Annotated in this window: 16 protein-coding genes; 12 read left to right on the top strand and 4 right to left on the bottom strand. The window is 39.4% G+C overall.

Annotation, left to right across the window (positions count from 1 at the left end; translation table 11 throughout):
- Nucleotides 1-35: 35 nt before the first annotated feature.
- Nucleotides 36-1460 (bottom strand): sodium-dependent transporter, encoded by a 1425-nt coding sequence (locus tag ACJJVX_RS12685; protein ID WP_054206253.1) that lies wholly within the window; start codon nt 1458-1460, stop codon nt 36-38.
- Between the two features lie 211 nt (nt 1461-1671).
- Between ACJJVX_RS12685 and ACJJVX_RS12680 the strand changes: the two genes are divergently transcribed.
- The 5 genes from ACJJVX_RS12680 (at nt 1672) to ACJJVX_RS12660 (ending at nt 5031) form a co-directional block, all read left to right on the top strand.
- Nucleotides 1672-1974 carry a YciI family protein gene (locus ACJJVX_RS12680; RefSeq protein WP_054206252.1) on the top strand — a complete coding sequence of 101 codons (303 nt, stop codon included), beginning with the start codon at nt 1672-1674 and terminating at the stop codon, nt 1972-1974.
- Nucleotides 1975-2364: 390 nt separating this feature from the next.
- Nucleotides 2365-2628, top strand: coding sequence for a PepSY domain-containing protein (locus ACJJVX_RS12675; protein WP_054206251.1), 264 nt, complete (start codon nt 2365-2367; stop codon nt 2626-2628).
- Nucleotides 2629-2631: 3 nt separating this feature from the next.
- Nucleotides 2632-3306: a response regulator transcription factor gene (locus ACJJVX_RS12670; RefSeq protein ID WP_016709350.1), complete on the top strand. Its 675-nt coding sequence runs from the start codon at nt 2632-2634 to the stop codon at nt 3304-3306.
- Nucleotides 3300-4637 carry an ATP-binding protein gene (locus ACJJVX_RS12665; protein ID WP_054206250.1) on the top strand — a complete coding sequence of 446 codons (1338 nt, stop codon included), beginning with the start codon at nt 3300-3302 and terminating at the stop codon, nt 4635-4637. Before ACJJVX_RS12670 ends, ACJJVX_RS12665 begins: the two co-directional genes overlap by 7 nt.
- Complete coding sequence (locus ACJJVX_RS12660; protein ID WP_405631724.1) at nt 4624-5031, top strand: hypothetical protein; 408 nt, start codon at nt 4624-4626, stop codon at nt 5029-5031. Before ACJJVX_RS12665 ends, ACJJVX_RS12660 begins: the two co-directional genes overlap by 14 nt.
- 63 nt (nt 5032-5094) lie before the next feature.
- Here ACJJVX_RS12660 and ACJJVX_RS12655 read toward each other — a convergent pair whose 3' ends face one another.
- The gene (locus ACJJVX_RS12655; protein WP_054206248.1) at nt 5095-6135 is read right to left on the bottom strand and encodes an AI-2E family transporter; all 1041 of its coding nucleotides are present in this window, start codon (nt 6133-6135) and stop codon (nt 5095-5097) included.
- 130 nt (nt 6136-6265) lie between these two features.
- On the opposite strand from ACJJVX_RS12655, the gene ACJJVX_RS12650 reads away from it, so the two are divergent.
- Entirely contained in the window at nt 6266-7159 is an 894-nt protein-coding gene (locus ACJJVX_RS12650; RefSeq protein WP_054206247.1) for a TIGR01777 family oxidoreductase, read from the top strand.
- A 137-nt stretch (nt 7160-7296) separates the two neighbouring features.
- Entirely contained in the window at nt 7297-8469 is a 1173-nt protein-coding gene (locus ACJJVX_RS12645; RefSeq protein ID WP_054206246.1) for a GGDEF domain-containing protein, read from the top strand.
- A 566-nt stretch (nt 8470-9035) separates the two neighbouring features.
- Here ACJJVX_RS12645 and ACJJVX_RS12640 read toward each other — a convergent pair.
- A complete protein-coding gene (locus tag ACJJVX_RS12640) occupies nt 9036-9497 on the bottom strand; it encodes a biopolymer transporter ExbD (protein ID WP_054206245.1) in 462 nt (153 codons plus the stop codon).
- Between the two features lie 400 nt (nt 9498-9897).
- Between ACJJVX_RS12640 and ACJJVX_RS12635 the strand changes: the two genes are divergently transcribed.
- Both ACJJVX_RS12635 and ACJJVX_RS12630 read left to right on the top strand, forming a co-directional pair.
- Nucleotides 9898-10302 (top strand): hypothetical protein, encoded by a 405-nt coding sequence (locus ACJJVX_RS12635; RefSeq protein ID WP_405631904.1) that lies wholly within the window; start codon nt 9898-9900, stop codon nt 10300-10302.
- Nucleotides 10303-10825: 523 nt separating this feature from the next.
- Nucleotides 10826-12679, top strand: a complete 1854-nt coding sequence (locus ACJJVX_RS12630) for a TonB-dependent siderophore receptor (protein WP_054206243.1) — start codon at nt 10826-10828, stop codon at nt 12677-12679.
- Between the two features lie 388 nt (nt 12680-13067).
- Here the strand turns inward: ACJJVX_RS12630 and ACJJVX_RS12625 are convergent, their stop codons facing one another.
- Entirely contained in the window at nt 13068-13331 is a 264-nt protein-coding gene (locus ACJJVX_RS12625) for a YkgJ family cysteine cluster protein (RefSeq protein ID WP_054206242.1), read from the bottom strand.
- A gap of 126 nt (nt 13332-13457) precedes the next feature.
- Here ACJJVX_RS12625 and ACJJVX_RS12620 point away from each other — a divergent pair, with 126 nt between their 5' ends.
- The 3 genes from ACJJVX_RS12620 (at nt 13458) to ACJJVX_RS12610 (ending at nt 19169) form a co-directional block, all read left to right on the top strand.
- Nucleotides 13458-14630, top strand: a complete 1173-nt coding sequence (locus tag ACJJVX_RS12620; RefSeq protein ID WP_054206241.1) for an efflux RND transporter periplasmic adaptor subunit — start codon at nt 13458-13460, stop codon at nt 14628-14630.
- Nucleotides 14631-14633: 3 nt separating this feature from the next.
- The gene (locus ACJJVX_RS12615) at nt 14634-17795 is read left to right on the top strand and encodes an efflux RND transporter permease subunit (RefSeq protein ID WP_054206240.1); all 3162 of its coding nucleotides are present in this window, start codon (nt 14634-14636) and stop codon (nt 17793-17795) included.
- Nucleotides 17796-17969: 174 nt separating this feature from the next.
- A complete protein-coding gene (locus tag ACJJVX_RS12610) occupies nt 17970-19169 on the top strand; it encodes a serine hydrolase domain-containing protein (RefSeq protein ID WP_405631719.1) in 1200 nt (399 codons plus the stop codon).
- The last annotated feature ends 47 nt before the right edge of the window (nt 19170-19216 follow it).

Here is a 19216-nt window from a genome sequence, read left to right as displayed (position 1 = left end):
AAATAGCGCGGCTTTTGAATCAAAAACTACCTAACTTAAAAACCAAATATACTCACTGCAAAAAATTTCGTCGCAACAGTATTTACCAATATTACTGTTAATATCACAGGAATAAACGTAGAAAGAGAAAAGTTTACGTACTTTTCAGTAAAGCTACCCGCATAACTAGGGCAACCTTGGCTTAACTCTTCACTTAAGCGAACTTTCTTCCAGCGGTACATAACAAATAAACATACCATCAAACCATTAAGCGGTAAAATTGTGTCGTAAAACACATCATACACAATATCAAATAAGCTTTTTGAACCACCGCCATAGTTGGTAAATGATGTTAATCCTTCAACCATACCAAATGACATTGTGCACAATACTGTCAGTACACCAATACTACCCGTTAAGATAAGCAACGCCATTTTACGGCTGATACCTTTACGATCACATAATGTTGCCGTTGGTACTTCAACGATTGATACTAATGATGTTATCGCCGCAAAAAATACTAATAAGAAAAAGATAAACGCAACAATTGATGCGCCTACATAACCAATATCAGTTTGTAGTGCTAACAATATTTTTGGTAGAAATTCAAAAATCATTGATACAGAAGAATCTGAAAGCTTAGTTGGGTCTGTCTCTGGATTAAAACTAAAGATTGCTGGTAACACCATTAAGCCGGCAATAAATGCAACTAACGAATCTGTTACCGCAACCATTTTAGCACTGCCTACAATGTCGTCTTTTTTAGAAATATACGATGCATAGGTCATTAAAATACCCATACCTAAAGACAATGAAAAGAATGCTTGTGCTAATGCACCATTGAGTACGCTCGCGTTCATTTTAGTAAAGTCAGGGATAATATAGTATTTAACACCTGCCATAGCATTATCAAGGGTCAGTACATAAACAACCAACGCGATTAATAATACAAACAACGCTGGCATTAAAAATTTCGCTGCCTTTTCAATCCCTTGCTTAACACCACCGACAAGAATCAAGTTAACAATTAGCGCCACAACCGCCATATAACCGAACACGCTTGAGCTATTTATAAATACCCCAAAACTTTTAGGGTCAGCCAACATATCTAAATTACCGAGTGCTACTTGACTTAAATAACCAAATATCCACACGGTGATAACCATATAAAAAACAGCAATCATAAAGGGGGTTAATACAGCTAAAAAGCCTGCAAACGTCCACTTTTTATCATTACCAGAGAGCAACTTATATGCATTTAATGGATCTTTTTGTGCTTGGCGGCCCATTGCCATCTCAGCCATCATTACGGGTAAACAAATAAAAACGACAAACAGTGCATAAATAAGTAAGAATGCACCACCACCATTTTTTGTTGCCGAGACAGGAAACCCAACTAAGTTACCTATACCAACTGCAGAGCCTGCCGCTGCTAATATAAAACCTAGGCGAGAGCTAAAGTGCTCACGATTATCGCTCATTTAAAAACCTTATTATTATTTTTTAACATCCCAGCGACTCTAACAGTGTTGTGCTGGGCTTTTCAAGCATATTCAGTTTAAAAGTATAATGTGGCTGTAAACCACACAGTCAACAAATCAAAGGTTAAGTAATCGCAATTTATTCGCCTAACAGATCTGCTGTGCTAATATCGAAACAATTTCAATAATATTAAAATGTAGAGAACACACTATGCTGTATATGATTTACTCAACTGATGTTGACAAGAGCTTAGCGTTTAGAAAGGCAGCCCGACCAGCCCATTTAGCACGTTTACAAGAGCTAAATGAACAAGGCAGATTACTCACTGCAGGCCCTCTTCCTGCAGTTGATAATGATGACCCAGGTGAAGCTGGTTTTACAGGCTCTTTAGTTATTGCTGAATTTAACTCGTTAGAAGCTGCACGTGAATGGGCTGCTGCCGACCCTTATGTCAGTGGTGGGGTATATGACAATTCTGTTGTTAAACCCTTTAAAAAAGTATTCCCAGCTTAAACCTTAAAATTATACCCAAACCAACTCAAGATGCAGAATTCAGCGCTTCACAGAGTTGGTTTAAAAGCGAATTATACGGCGTTATTGATTTGAACAATAGAACCACTATTATACCAATCAGCGTAGATATGGGGTCTATTTAATGACAAGAACACTGCGCTATAACGGGCGTGCCTAAATCGCTTTTAATTCCAACTGAAACGCGCATATTGAAGTGGCTTGGGTATATCCCTAGTCTCATAATTGCAATTTGAGCTGCACAGTTCAGTGTTTGTTCACGAGTTGTTAATTAAACTCATCCAGCTTAAATCATGTTTTTCATGATTTTTACTTGAGTTTTAGCTAGTTGGTTCATTAAACTAACAAGGTCTGGTTTAGGAGTTGCCCATCATGCGTATGTTATTAGCCCTTGGCGTCGTCATTTTTACACTATTTTCGTTCTCTTTTTCGAATAATAGTTATGCTGACTCTCAGGTAAATAAAACACCCATCACAAAAAAACAAGCGGTTGAGCTTGCTAAAAAAATAGAAGATGGTAAAACTCTCAAAATTACCGTACAAAATGACGTTTATACCGTAAGAATATTAAAAGCTGACGGCCATGTTGTCGACATTCACGTAAATAAAAAAACCGGCGAAGCGAAAAAGGATTAAAAAATGCGAATTTTAGTAATTGAAGATGATTTACACCTAGCAGATAATCTACGCAATGCATTAGAAAAAGAACGCTATAGTGTTGATCTATGTCATGACGGCGAAGCTGGTTTATTCCATATCACTGAATACCCTCTTGATATGGCGGTCGTTGATTTAGGTTTACCAAAAATAGATGGTATTGAACTTATCAATAAAGCGCGAGCGCAAGGGATTACCATTCCTATACTTATATTAACTGCACGCGATCGTTGGCAAGATAAAGTAGAAGGCCTTGATGCGGGCGCTGATGACTATCTAACAAAACCATTTCATGTTGAAGAATTGATTGCACGTTGTAATGCCCTCATTCGACGCAGTGCAGGTAAAGCAAATCCAGAAATGACTGCTGGACCAATTAAAATTCATACGCGCTCACAACAAGTATGGGTTGATGACAGAGAATTAAGCCTGACGGCCTATGAATACAAAGTTCTTGAGTATTTAATGGTTAACCCGCAAAAAGTAATCTCTAAATCTGAATTAACCGAGCATATTTATGATCAAGATTTTGATTTAGATTCAAACGTCATTGAAGTGTTCGTACTGCGCTTACGTAAAAAGCTCGACCCTGATGGCACACTAAACCCGGTAGAAACCCTACGTGGACGTGGTTACAGGCTCAAAAGCCAGTGGTAGCGTCGCAAATATCGCTTAAAATAAGGCAAGGATTTATCCTTGTCTTTGTTTTATTGGTCGCCTTACCTATTTTATTTTTCTCTATTGGTAAGGCATACTACGCGTCATTAATCGAAGCCACCGAAAAAACCCTCGAAGCCCATTTATACTCATTAATTTCAGAGGTTGATTTTACGGAACGCGGCATTATTATGCCCAGTACCATTTTAGCCCCAGAACTGAACCGTTTAAATTCTGATACGTATGCAATGATCTATCGCGATGAACAGCCCGTTTGGCATTCTGAGTCTGCGGTTAATGTAAATTTTGCCCCACAAAGTATCGAAGCACGTGCTGGCTCTGCTGATTTTCGCCGTATTGAGTACAAAGGGACTGCTTATTGGCAATTAAGTCTAACGGTCATTTTAGGTAATATTGATCAATCGGAACAAGCGCGCTTTATATTATTAAAGCGTAATGATGCCCTACTGCGTTTAATGGACGGTTTTAAACAAACACTCGTCAATTGGATGTATGTAATGGGTGTTGCAATAGCAGCATTAATGGCTATTGGGTTTGTTTGGAGCGCACGTCCGCTACAGCGTCTTGATAAAGAGATAAAAGCCATTGAATCGGGTGATATTCAAGAAATAAAAGGCCTATATCCCATAGAGCTGCAAACAATAAAAGCTGATTTAAATCTACTACTGCAGACCCAACAACGTCAAAAAGAGCGTTATCGAGCTTCTTTAAGTGACTTAGCACACGCGCTTAAAACGCCTTTGGCCGTGTTAAAATCAAGCCCACTGGCCAATGACGCTGATGCTCAAGAACAACTTGATCGTATCAACGTAATGATCGAACATCAATTAAAGCGAGCTGCAACTGGTGCAGCTGATACATGGAAAAAACAAACCATGATCAAGCCTGTTATTGATTCAATACTCAGTGCTATGAGCAAAGTTTACCGAGACAAAGATATTATTTTTACTTGCGATGTCACTGACAAGCAGTACTTTTTAGGTGATAAAACCGATTTGCTTGAACTATTAGGTAATTTAATTGATAACGCATGTAAAGCGTGTCGTTCACAAGTGGCTATCCATGTAATACAAGATAAAAACCTCAGCGTTGCTATAAGTGATGATGGCCCTGGCGTACCTATTGATAAACGTGAGTCTTTACTCACTCGCGGAACTCGCTTAGATACATATGAAAATGGCCATGGTGTAGGAATGGCAATTGTGTCAGATTTAGTAAAATCGTATAACGGGACACTTACCATTTTAGATTCTCACACCTTAAATGGTGCTAACTTTATATTAGAGTTTAATTATAATGATAAAAAATAATAGCTTAACTTTACTATGTGCATTAATACTGCTCTTTACTGAAAATGCTTTAAGTATGGATGACTGTATCTTAGATGATAAAGCGACTACCAATGAAGCTAAAAAGTATATTCAATGTTTAGATAGAAACATTGCTAACTTAAAGAGAACACAAAAAACGTGGATCAATAAGCTCAACTTAGATTTAGAAAAAATTCAAGAGGATACGGGGAACACGCAACTTTTACCTATATTTACTCGTAGTTTAACTTCCCACACTCGCTTTTTAGAAGACAGCTGCCGTTGGCGCTATCTGCAAAAGATGCCCAACGCCACCCAAGCGGCAATAGTATATAAACGCTGTGAGATTTTACTATTAGAGCAATACATAGCCACTTTAAAACAACCTTTATAGGTAGCGTAATGCGCACCTAAGTAACCAACACAGGTAACGTGTTGGTTACAATTTTAGTCAAAGCTATTCTTTTGACCCTTCTAGTTCTTCACCATTTCCTAATAAAGTTGCTAGCCATCGGCCTTCTTCACTGGTCTCGAGTGCGATTTTCACTATCATTGTTAATGGTACAGACAGTAACATGCCAACCGTACCTAATAGCCAGCCCCAAAAAATCAATGACAAAAATACGACCAATGTAGATAAACCAAGCCCCTTACCCATGTATTTTGGCTCAACAATATTACCCATAACTGTATTAATTGTTAAGTAACCCGCCCCAACAAAACCAGCGATTAAAGGGCCTTGGGTTATTAATGCAAGGAGAACCGCAGGAATAGCAGCAATAATAGAACCGATATTAGGGATATAATTAAACATGAAGGCGATTACCCCCCACAACACAAAGTAGTCAACGTTCAAAGTCCACAATAATAATGCTGCCAGTAAACCCGTACCAAGACTCACCACCGTTTTAATCGCTAAATATGAGTTAATTGAATTTAAGAAGCGGTCTATCTGCTTCATCTTCATATCAGGATCATCTAACGCCATATGAATTTTATGGCTTAACATTGGCCCTTCAAATAACATAAATACTACGGTCAAAATAATTAAGAACAGGTTTGCCATCACTCCACCAAGCCCAGTTAACATACCTGTGGCAACATCAATCATTTTTCCGGGATCAAACATCGATATGAGCTGTTCTTTATTAATTAATATGTTATAGCTCGCAGCGACATCCACCAGCCAAATAAACTCTTCTTTAAGTTGTGCTTTATATTGTGGTAAATCTTGTGAAAAATCAGTGAGTGATTGACCAACTAGGCCACCAAGACTTACACCGACACCCACTACCATTAGCATGACAAGCATAATGGCAATACCTTTAGGTATTTTATAGCGACCAAAAAAACTTAATAAAGGATTACAAATAATGGCAATAAATCCAGCTAATACAAACGGGATAACAATAACACTTGCTGCTTTTATACCTGCTAAACCAATTACTAATGCCGCGAAAATAACTAAACTTTTGTTTACTCCAGTTAATCCAGCCAAACTATAATCCTTGAAAATAAAAACTGCGGTTAGTGTATGTGAAAAGTTAATCAAATGAAATATTTGCAAAGTGATCAAAGCCGTCTATCTTTCGTATAACATTAATATTGCTACTAAAAAGAAACCTCTTATGCACATATTGATCACTGGCGCGACTGGCTTAATCGGCGGCTATTTATGCTCCGCATTGAACAAGGACCATAAGCTAACAGTACTTACTCGCAATATAAGTAAAGCAACGCAACAACTTGGACCAAACATTCATTACATTGATGCCCTCACTAGCGTTGATTTTAACGACCTAGATTGTGTTATTAACTTGGCGGGTGAACCCATTGTAAATAAACGTTGGAGTGATAAACAAAAGTGTATTCTGCGTAATAGTCGTATTACACTGACCCAACAAATTAGTAATGCGATAAAGCAATGCCATACACCACCGCATACGTTTATATCAGGCAGTGCTATAGGGTTTTATGGCAGGCAATCCAGCACCCACATTGACGAGCAGTTTGTTGATGTAACACCTGAATTTAGCCACCACCTATGCAATGATTGGGAACAAGCAGCACTGAGTGCTCAGTCAACTGATACCCGCGTATGCTTACTACGTACCGGTATCGTCTTAGCAAATAATAACGGTGCTTTAGCAAAAATGCTGCCCCCCTTTAAACTGGGTTTAGGTGGACCTATTGGCAGTGGTCGCCAAGGTATGTCATGGATACATATTGAGGATATGATTAATCTAATTATCCACATGCTCACGCATTCACAACTCAGTGGTGCAATTAATATGACCGCACCAGCGCCAGTATCAAATGCCGAGTTTAGTCAACATTTAGGGAAAGCATTGAACCGCCCCGCTAAAATTCCAATGCCTGCATGGATACTAAAATTAGCAATGGGTGAAATGGCTGATTTATTACTTTACGGTCAATATGTACAACCGAAAAAAGCACTTAATAGCCACTATAATTTTAGTTACCCTACATTGGACCTAGCATTAGAAAACCTATTGGGATGATAATAAATAACCATAAGATGAGGAATCAAAAAACAATAATTTAATACTACCTTGCTATTTAAACGCTAATAAATAATACTTGCATCACAATTGTAATTATTGACTTAAATCGGTCAATCGAGCTGAGCAAATTATTAATGCTTCATTTACCTACTGTAATTAGCATATCGCTGCTGTTGAATATACTCATCGGCGGCTTTTTTATTACCGTTTATAATTATAAAAAACAACGGTGTTACTTATATTTAGGGGCTTCTTGTGCTGTGTTTGTTGTTGCACAAATTTTTGCTTGTTTACGTATTGTTTTAGACAATACATTTATTACCCACTACCTTGCTGATTTGTGTATAATAATTAGCCCTGTATTGGCGATTATTGGTTTACAAAAAGTGACTCATACTCATAGCCGTACTAGCCGTCATTTTTTAACCTTAATTTTTGTAAGTGCTATTATATTACTCCCTATTTACGCGGTTACCGCTGGGCAAATGGTCACTAGCATTATTATTGCAACGCTCTTTATGTACGCAGCTTATTTAGTACATAAAATGAAATGCGCCGCTCCTATACAGCAAAAAATACTCTCAGCGTGTTTTATTAGCCACAGTATTATTATGTACATACAAAGCATGATGCTAGCAGCCCCGCATATAACAAATACAGTGCTTGATTTTCATCAACCTCTACAAACTATTTTGATCAACCACATTATTTTGGCAACTGCTACAGCCCTAGTATTACCATTTTTATTATTTGTAAATATTGAAGAAAAACTTCAACGCCTTGTCAATCACGACACGTTAACGTGCTTGTTAAATCGTCGTGGTTTTTTTATGCAAGGACAAGCACTGCTAAAACAAGGTGTTGCACATCAACAATCTTTTGCTGTTGTTATGATCGATATAGATCATTTTAAAAGAGTGAATGATAGATATGGTCACAGCACGGGTGATACCGCAATAAAATGGATTGCTCAACATATTATGGCACAGCTGAATGACCACGATATTGCTGCGCGTATTGGTGGTGAAGAGTTTGCCTTATTGCTCCCAGATCAATCGTTATATCAAGCTAAAGAAACTGCACAGCGCTTGTGTGATGCCATAAGGGAACATAGCTTACACTTTAAAGGTAACTCTATTGATTTATCAGTAAGTGTAGGGATCAGTAGCAGTTATGATGCGAATGCATCTATTAAGACACTGTTAGATCAAGCTGACAAGCGTTTATATATTGCAAAAGCTAAAGGCAGAGATCAAGTTGTTATTTGCGACCATCAAGCAGGCCAAATGGTAAACAACACAATGTAAATGCAGCTTTCTTGATTCACTTTTAGAGACTGGATTTACATGCTTAATCAGGCTCCAAAATTAGCATTTCCTATCGCTTTATAGATTATACTAATCTGCGTAGATATGGGGTCTATTTAATGACAAGAAAATTGCGCTATAACTAGGGCGTGTTGACCTTTGTGGATTGAAATTTGTTCAATCTAGGAGCGATTTAATCGCGGCGCGAGGTTTGTAACCTAGCGGGCTCGATAACTGCTCCTGCGTTATTCTACTAGCTCACATCCATGTGAGAATAAGTAAAAACCGAGCAAAGCTTCCGCGTCCTGCTCACGCCCCTTACCTACATCCGTGTAGGTAACAAAGAGTTAATCGCCCCTAGGAAGAACCCTTTGGGCAGCGCATGTTTGGCATTTATCCTGCGTTATCGCCTATTTATGGGGAACAACCACACAGTATAGGCGCTGCCTTGCCTAAATACCAAATAGACTGCTGCAAAATCAATCACGAAAGGTCAACACGCCCTAGGCAAAAATCTTTATATCTAGTTGTTCTAAATAAAAATTTCAACAACGTTATAGCGTGATTTAGTTCGTTAAATTGTTCAAATATTTATGCCGATTGGTATTACCCCAGACAATATGCGTAATCCCTTGCTTTTTGAATATATCAGTAGCTTCAAGACTCAAACTCAATGGCACATCATCCGCTACAAATAACCACACTCGATCAGTCGGGAGCTCAGAGAGCATCTCAAAAATCAGTTGGTTTATAGCTTCTTTTTCACTGAGATTGTATGTTGTTTTATCATGTGAAAATCGCAACGATCCACTGCGATTCAATGAGACTCTAATGGCTGGGTTGTGCGCGCACCAGTTGCGATAACTACCACAATTATCAAGCATTGTGCCTTTAATTACCTCAACTGCGGTCTCTTTTTGAAAAGAAAACAACATAACAAAAAAAATTAACAATACAAAACCTAAATCCATGTAAGGCTGGGTATTTAAAACGCCTGTAGTTAATCCATTTTTTCGTTTTTTTCTCATACTGTATACTCCTGCCTAATACAGCCATTCATTTATTGGTAACTTTATAGTTTTATTATTTATAAACAATGCGCTAATGGTAACTTTTGTATCCCTGCTGTAACTAACTCACTGAGTATTTTTATAAACGGCTCTATAATTCTTTGCGCGACACTTCGGCTTAACCACCAGTGTGAATAACATTTTTAACGAATAACACATGTTTGTGCAAACTTTGAAATACTGTGCGCGGTATCTGACATGCTTTTTACACAGTCTTTTTTATTACTTTTTATATCTATTGCCATTAATGTTTACAGTAAACTTTACATCTGCACTGTTTAGTCACACACTAAATCATCACTAATAAGTTTCTAAAATCAGAATGAAATCATTTATTACACTTTGCACTATTACGCTTATGTTACTTTTAAACGGTTGTGGTAGTGAAGATTCACCAAAAGGTGAAAACAATACACCAGGCAATAGCGCCGCATTATTCTTTGATGTGTTATATAACGAAAAAGATCTTACTAAAGCCAGTAGTATGGCTACGCCAAAAATGGCTAGGATCATGAAGTCCTATGGCACCGCTAAACAATTTGCACGAAACTTAATTAACATGCAATTTGATGAAGTGACGATTGAAGTTGATATGACCAATATGAGCTTGAGAGAGCAATATGGTGACAAAGCAAATATTAACCTCATTTTTACCGGCTATCTTAATGGGAATAAAGTCGATGATATGCGCAGTGTAAAAATGGTACGTAAAAAAGGCAACTGGTACGTTGATAAAATAAATGCAGACCCTTTCGCACGCTAAATCTAAACATAATTGCAAGCCTTGTTTATAACAAGGCACGTACTTTAACTGACTTTGCAGCCTCTAACAAATATCAGGTTACCGAGGTTTGGAATCGAGCGGGCTAAGTAAACCCGCGTCCTACTCACGCCCCTAGAAAGAACCCTTTGGACAGCGCGCCTGTTTGACATTTATACTGCATTATCGCCTATTTATGAGAAACACCACACACCATAGGCGCTGCCTTGCCTAAATACCAAATAGACTGCTGCAAAATCAATCAGTAAAGGTCAACACACCCTAGCTATATTCAGCCTTTGATGATTGCCCACACCCCTAGTTCAAAATCCTTTTACATGTATAGCCACACCACCCCATTCGCTAAGTGATTAAAACGCCTAAATATTGAAGCAATATGTTGTGTTTATAAAGTATAAGTAAATGCAATTTTCTCGCATTAAGATACAATGGCGCCACAATCAAAGTTATTAAATATTAGCCCCTAAGCGCTACTTTGTAGACTACGCGAAAAAGAGAACTTAAGATGATCCGAACGGTACACCTCACTCTACCAGCCTTATTATGTAGTATATCAACGTTGTCATTCGCAGCAGACGAGACCGATACAAAAAGTATAGAAAAAATCACTATTGAAGCGTCACCAACAGCGAACAAAGAACCTGTCGGTACCTTCGACTCTCCAGTTTCTAACTTAGAATACGACCCTCGGGTTGATTTACAATCACGCAATATGGCTGAAGCGCAAGCAGATGTGACTATTCGCGGCGGTATTTTTGAAAACACTGGTTTTAGAGTCGGCAGCGCCACTTTATTTGATCCACAGTCAGGCCATTACTTTGCTGAAATTCCTATTGCGCCACAGATGTTAACGAGCCCTAAAGTCATAACAGGGGTAGATAACGCACTTTATGGTGTCAATAGTTCAGTCGGAACGGTCTCTTTTGGTTGGAAGCCAATTAACACAGGAGGTAGTGTATCGCTTGGTGCTGGTAATAATGATTTTAATCGACAAAGCTTACATGGCGCTGTTAGCCTACCGCTAGAGGGAGTTAATGAGTGGCGTGTGGGAGTTGAAGGTGAGTTTTCTCACTCTCAAAGCGATGGCTCAATTGATAATGGCGATCATGACTTTAGCCGCGCATCAACACGTGTACAATTAACCGGCCCTCAATCACAAACCGACCTGTTCTTTGGCTATCAAGAAAAGTTTTTTGGCTGGCCAAATATGTATACGCCATTTAATGTAAATGAAACCGAAGATCTTGAAACCCGCTTAGTGATGCTAAACCATCAGCAAGAATACGCAGCCGACAGTGAGTTTGAAATATCTGCATATTATCGTAAACATAACGACCATTATGTTTTTTCACGTGAAAACCCATCTATGTTTGAGGCGTTTCATGAGAGCGAAGTAAAATCACTGGCGCTCTCAGGTCGTCATGCTCGCAATGATTCATTCGCGCTCAATTACTCTGCGCAGTATATTGAAGATTCGATTGAATCAACGACTTTAGAAAATAACTTTACGTCGCGCAGTTACTATAAGGTCAGTATTTTACCTGAATATAAAGTAACACTTGAAACTAATCAAAGCATTACTATGCGCCTTGGTGCCACTTTTGACGATACAAATAGAGACGATTCTGACATTTCACTCATTGGTGATGTTACTTGGAATACAGTAACCCAAGATGGTACTGAACGAGCACTTTATTTATCGTACGCACAAGCAAGCCAAGTGGCTGGTTATACTGCCATTGGCGGTAGTGACTCTGGAGGCTTATTTAGAAGTAACTATTCGCTTGAACGTGAAGTAACTAAAAACCTAGAACTAGGCTTACTTTTTGAGCAGCAAAATTGGGTGTTTAACTCTGCCCTCTTTTATCGCCAAGATGAAAATTTAACCGATTGGACCTACAGTTTAAATTCAACATCAGCCCGCTTTGCAAACCCGGTTGATATTGATACATCTGGCGTTGAATTTTTTGCCACTAAACATTTTGATACCGCAGAAGTTATTGCAAGCTACACCTTCTTAAATAAATCAGAAGATTATGGCGTTGCAGACATAGATGCCAGTTTTTACGCATTAAACTACCCTGATCACAGGCTAACCCTTGGCGCGATTTGGACCCCAAGCGATTTACTTGAGTTTCGCATTGATAATGAATGGCGTAAACAACACGAAAACACGCTTAGAAATGGTGATGATGACGCGTTATTTACGCACCTAACCTTAAAAATAACGCCACATCAATTTGAAAACTTTTTTATTACGCTTGCAGCGGATAACGTGTGGGGCGAATCATTTGAAGAGATCCCAGGCACCCCAGGACGTGGTGAACAATATACACTCAGTGCAACCTACAGCTGGTAACAGCATATAAAGCCTTCGCAAAGGAGGCTTTAGTTCCTATACCCAAACCATCTCAAGATGCTGTTTCAGTAGGAATTTAAAGCGATTTAGGCAAGGTATTGATTGCAAGCAATAGTGATTTTATTATTAAAATCAATCCCTTATAAAATTAGCGCAGTATAAATCGCTTTAAAACCAACCCGTTGGGCGTTTCACAGGGACTTACTCTCATCGTTGTTACTTCTTAAAAAGGATGGCCATTGTTGCAAAGTAACGCCTTGATATTAAGCTCCTGTGAAACGCTGAATTCTGCATCTTGAGGTGGCTTGGGTATATAACCTAAGCAAAAACGCCCTATAAACATTCTTCAAACCAATGACGCGTAAAAAATGTGTGTATAAATTTTACGTTAGGTCAGCTCTTCTAGCTCTGTGATCAACGCTAAAGCATGTGCGTTACTGGTACCGCAAACATCCAAAGTAGCACTAAAATCACTGCACACTTTAGGGCGACTTTCATCGCCAAATAGTTTGCATAAATTGCCTTCATCCAGCTGAATACAACGTTCTCCGGCCTTTTTACCATTAGGCATGCCGGGAATTGGCGAGCTGATACTTGGCGCAATACAGCACGCACCACACCCTAAACGACACGTCATTGTTAATGTATTCATACTTGCCCTTTTTGTACCTTACTTATCTACTTTGTTAACTGTGTAATGACTTGTTACATCTTCATACGGTTTTAAAATATTTTATTCTCTATAATTACTCTGTCACCTAATTATGAGGAAAGCCCTGTGGCTACTAAAAAACAAATTATTCTACCTATCGCGGTACTGGTTGGCGGGATTGCACTTGCTGCAGGCTTCTCTTCAATGAAGAAACCACCAGAAGAAAAACCAGCAGTTGATACTCGCCCGTTAGTATCAACAACGGCTGTCCACCTTGACCCAATAAACTTGGATGTAAAATCCTATGGTGTAGTAAAAGCAAAAGATCACACCATGCTAGTTGCCCAAGTAAGTGGGCAAGTTGTATTTGTCTCTGAGCAATTTGTTCAAGGCGGATTCGTCAAACAGGGCGATATTCTAGCACGAATTGATCCAAATGATTATGAAGCTGCATTGATTGAAGCACAGGCTGGCATGGCACAAGCAAGCGCTGATTTAGAAATTGAACGTGCTCAAGCACATGTAGCACAAGCTGAGTGGGATCGCATCAAAGATAATTCAAGCCAAGTAATTCCATCGCAGTTGTATTTACGTAAGCCACAACTAGCAGAAAAACTAGCCCGCTATCGTGCGGCGCAAGCCTCTGAAAAACGAGCTAAACGTAATTTAGAGCGTACATATATCAAAGCCCCTTATGATGCAATTATTGCAGCGCGTGATATTAGTTTAGGCAGCGTGGTCAATCCAGGTAATAAATTTGGTGAATTAAGCTCAACTTCCATTGCAGAAATACGCCTTCCAGTTGCAGACAAAGAACTGCAATATTTGATTAATGGTGGTATTGGCGCCACAGTCACTCTTAGTGCTGATTTTGCAGGGAAACCAACGCAATGGCAGGCAAAAGTAGTTCGCAGTGAAGGCGTGATTGATCAAAAAAGCCGCATGAGCTATTTAGTCGCACAAATTGCAACCCCATATGCTAGTGAGCAACCTTTGCGTTTTGGCTCTTACATTAATGCGACTATTTCAGGGCGTGAATTAAACAATGCGATTGTTGTACCGCACCATTTAGTAAAGGACGGCAAAATTGTCGTACTCAACGATGATTTAACATTATCATTCAAAACAATTGATATAGTTAGAGAATACAACGGCATGGTGATAGCATCACAAGGCCTAACGGAAGGTCAACAACTAATAACCTCTGCGCTTGAGTACCCAAGTGAAGGTATGCTGGTAAAAATTAATGATGCTGACAAGCCTCTTGGTGCAACCCAACTTGCATTGAAAGAGGAATAAAAAATGACCATTCATAGCGAAAAGGGCTTAATTGCTTGGTTTGCTCGCAACCCTGTTGCGGCCAACCTCTTAATGATTTTTATTCTCGTGGGCGGCATTTTAACGGCGTTTTCTATTCGTAAACAAATGTTTCCGCAGTTTGAAAATAACTGGATCAGCGTGCAAGCGGTGTATCCTGGTGCAGCGCCACAAGAAGTAGAAGAAGGCATTACCATCAAGGTCGAAGAAGCACTTGAAGGCCTTGAAGGTATAAAACGTAAAATCACCTACTCAAACCGCAGTTTTTCTCAAGCATGGATTGAAGTCGCAGAAAAATACGACACCCAAGAAGTACTAGATGAAATAAAGATGCAAGTTGACTCAATCAACACTTTTCCAGCTGAAATGGAACGCCCTGTTGTTCGTCACGATAAGTTTGAGCAAGAAGTAATGATACTCGCTCTGTATGGCGATATGTCGAACCATCAGCTCAAAGAGCTGGGCAATAATATTAAAGATGAACTCCAAGCCCTGCCATTAATAAACCTCGTTGAATTTAACAGTGGCTTAGACTATGAAATAGGCATTGAAGTCAGTCCAGATAAACTACGTGAATATGGCCTAACCTTTAGGGATATTTCAGGGGCTGTACGCGCGTTTTCAGCCAATATGTCAGCGGGGCAAATACGCTCTGAGAATGGCTATATTTCAATGCGGGTTGAAAAACAAGCGTACCGTGGTAATGAATTTGAAAAGCTTCCTCTAATTTTACTCCCTGATGGCGCACAAGTCTTTTTAGGCGACGTTGCGACCATCAACGATGGCTTTGAAGAAGGCTTACAATACTCTAAATACAATGGTAAAAACTCACTCTCATTTGAAGTCAACGCGTCAAAAGATCAAGACATTACTAAAATTGCTAAAGTCCTCAAGCAATACCTTGCAGATAAAGCCGATACATTACCTGCGGGCGTAAAGTTAACCCCTATTGTTGATCTAACTTACTACCTTGAAGGTCGATTAGATATGATGATCGATAACATGGTATGGGGCGGCATTTTGGTTATGGTGGTACTCGCCTTATTTTTACCACTGCGCTTAGCTTTTTGGGTAATGATGGGTTTACCTGTGTCGTTCCTTGGCGCATTTTTGATGATGCCAGTGGGCTTTTTAGATGTCACAATTAACTTAGCATCGCTGTTTGCCTTTATATTAGTGCTAGGAATTGTCGTTGATGACGCGATAGTCGTAGGTGAATCTGCCAGTGCCGAAATAGAAAAGTACGGCCACAGTCTTGATAATGTTGTACGCGGCGTTAAACGCGTTGCTATGCCCGCCACTTTTGGTGTATTAACCACCATTGCAGCTTTTTTACCGCAAACTTTAGCTACAGGCCCAGGTGCTGCGTTTTCTAAAGCCATTGGTGGCGTTATTATTCTATGTTTGATTTTCTCGTTAATTGAGTCAAAACTTATTTTACCTGCGCATATTGCCGCAATGAATCCACGTAAACCAAACCCTAAAAATCCACTGCACCGCTTACGTAACGTAATGGATGGCGGATTAAGACGCTTTGTAGAAAATTATTACACACCGTTTATTAGTCGCTGTATTCATTATCGCTATACCGTTATTATTGGCTTTGTCTGTGTATTAATCGTCAGCGGCGGTATGTTTGCAGGTGGCCTCGTTAAGTTTGTTGCTAACCCTAAAATACCTCATGACTTTCCGCGTATTTCCGTCGAAATGAACTTAGCATCATCAGAGCAAGCAACACTAGAAACTGCGCGTAAAATTGAGCAAGTCATTATAAATGTTGATAATCAGCTTAAAGAACAATATGGCACTGCTATGGTTCGTGATTTATCAGTAAGCTTACGCGGTCGTACTAATGCCAGCATCATGGCGATATTGGTTGAGCCAGACCTACGCCCTATTGATACCTTTGCATTAAGTGCACTTTGGCGTGAACAAATGCCACCTCTGTCTGGTGTTAAAACATTAACCATTCAAGATAGCATTATGAATGGGGGCCGAGATGATGGCGATATTAGCTTCCGTCTTGAAGGTAAAAACGTTGATAAACTTAAAGAAGTTGCCGCAAAACTGAAAGAAAAACTTAATACATTGGAAGGCGTGGGTGATGTAAATGACTCAATGCAAAGTGCAACAGATGAAGTACAACTTGATTTAAAACCACTTGCTTACAGTATGGGATTAACCCTTGCTGATGTTGCTTCCCAAGTAAGCTTTAGCTACTACGGCCTTGAAGCACAGCGCATTCTTCGCGATGGCGAAGAGATTAAGGTGATGATCCGCTACCCTGAAGATGCCCGTAACTCAATCAGCGACATTGACAGTGTACGTATTGTTACGCCAAGTGGCGCGGAAGTACCGCTGGCTGAAGTCGCCGAAGTTAAATTAGTTGATGGTGTGAATAGCATTCGCCGTGAAAACTCTAAACGTACCATTAATGTGTGGGCATCTGTTGATACTGATCAAGTTGAACCGTTTGCCATCGCAGAGCAAATTCGCGATGAATATTTACCTTCATTATTAAAAAGTTACCCCGGTGTACAGAGCAGTGTTGCTGGACGTATTCAAGAAGAGATGGACAGCGTTGCAGAGCAAGTACGTGATTTTGCTTTATCAATGATGATTATTTTTGCACTTTTAGCAATTCCGCTACGATCATACTCGCAGCCATTAATTATTATGTCGGTGATACCGTTTGGTGTCATAGGTGCCATGTTTGGCCACATGGTACTGGGTATGACGATGAGTGGTTTGTCAATTTTCGGTATTATCGCGGTGGCCGGTGTGGTGGTAAATGACTCGCTGGTTATGGTTGATTTTGTAAATAAAGCGCGCGCTGATGGCGTTGCAATTAAAGATGCCGTAACTCAAGCAGGCGCACGACGCTTTAGAGCAATACTACTCACCTCTATCACTACATTTATTGGTGTAATGCCCATCATTATGGAAACCAGTCTACAAGCGAAGATTGTTATTCCGATGGCAGTGTCACTTGCGTTTGGCGTACTGTTTGCCACGGTTATCACTTTAATACTGATCCCATGCCAATACGTGGCGCTAGAAGATGCCAAACGAGTTATTCGTAAATGGCGTGGTAAAGAAGCGCTAGTCGATGGTCAACCTGTTGCAGTAACGCCAACCAATACATAAAATTTAACATCCCAACCAACTAGCCCGCACTGTTTACAGTGCGGGCTTTTTTATATTAATAATCACAACAACCGTGAATTTAGTACATAAAATCAACATTATAATTATTTACTTAGCACACAATCCACGCTACAAATAGACGATAAAACGAACTAAAAACAAATAAGGACGCACATGCTATCAAAACAACTCGTGTTACTTTACTCTTTTTTAATAGTATCCCTCGCATTATTCTCTGGTGCTACAAACGCCAATAATCAACAGCAAAAAATGGATTCTTTTATCCAAAAATACCATGACTTAAAACAGTTTAACGGCAATATTTTAGTGGCAAAACAAGGCAAAGTGATTTTTGAAAAAAGCTATGGTTATGCCAATTTTGAATGGGATATTAAACATACACCCAATACAAAATTTCGTATTGGCTCAATCACTAAGCAATTCACCGCAATGCTGACTTTACAACTAGTACAAGATGGTAAAATAGAGCTAGACAAACCCATCGCCACTTATTTACCCGATTACCGACCAGACACCGCGCAGCAAATTACCGTCAGGCAATTACTTAACCACACCTCTGGGCTTACTAATTACACTCAAGCTAACAACTTTCGCCAGAACTATAGCCGTAATCCGTATAGCGTAGATGAGTTCATTAAACTGCTATGCAGTGATGATTTACTCTTCGAACCCGGCAGTAAATTTCGCTACAGTAACTCAGGGTACTTTTTATTGGGCGCAATTATTGAAAAAGCATCAGGCAAAACGTATCAACAACTTTTGCAAACAAATATTTTAACGCCTCTTGGTATGAGCGACAGTGGTTATGACTCAAGTAGTAATATCATCAAATATCGCGCTAGTGGCTACAACAATAACTTAGATGGTTATACTAATACTGCTTATTTGGATATGTCGATCCCCTATGCGGCAGGCTCTATGTACTCGACTGCTCGTGATTTAGTTAAGTGGGATCAAGCACTTTACACAAATAAACTGCTCAATAATGAGCTAAAAAGTCAAATGTACACCACCTCAACACAACGTAATTACGCACTGGGTTGGGAAGTAAATCAATTAAAGACGCAAAAGTATGGCAAGCCACTAACTCAAATCCAACACGGAGGGGGGATTAATGGTTTTAATGCATTTATTAGTCGTATTGCTGAGGAGCAATTATTGGTGGTTATTTTAAATAATACTGGCGGAGCGCCATTAACTCCGATGGCCGAAGGATTATTAAATATTTATTATGACAAACCCTATAAAATCGCCACAGAAAATGTTGATAGCCAACTTATGTGGACTCCCTCTTGTCAACAACAAAAACTTTTAACACAAAGAAATAAATGCATACTTATGTACGAGCTCTAAACTGAGAAGCTATCTCTGGCTCTTTGATATTTACGCGAACTGGTTGT

The organism is Pseudoalteromonas sp. Ld20 (assembly GCF_045064175.1).
GTDB lineage: Bacteria > Pseudomonadota > Gammaproteobacteria > Enterobacterales > Alteromonadaceae > Pseudoalteromonas > Pseudoalteromonas neustonica.
Note: the sequence above shows the minus strand (reverse complement) of the source record. Positions and strands in the feature narration are given on the sequence as shown.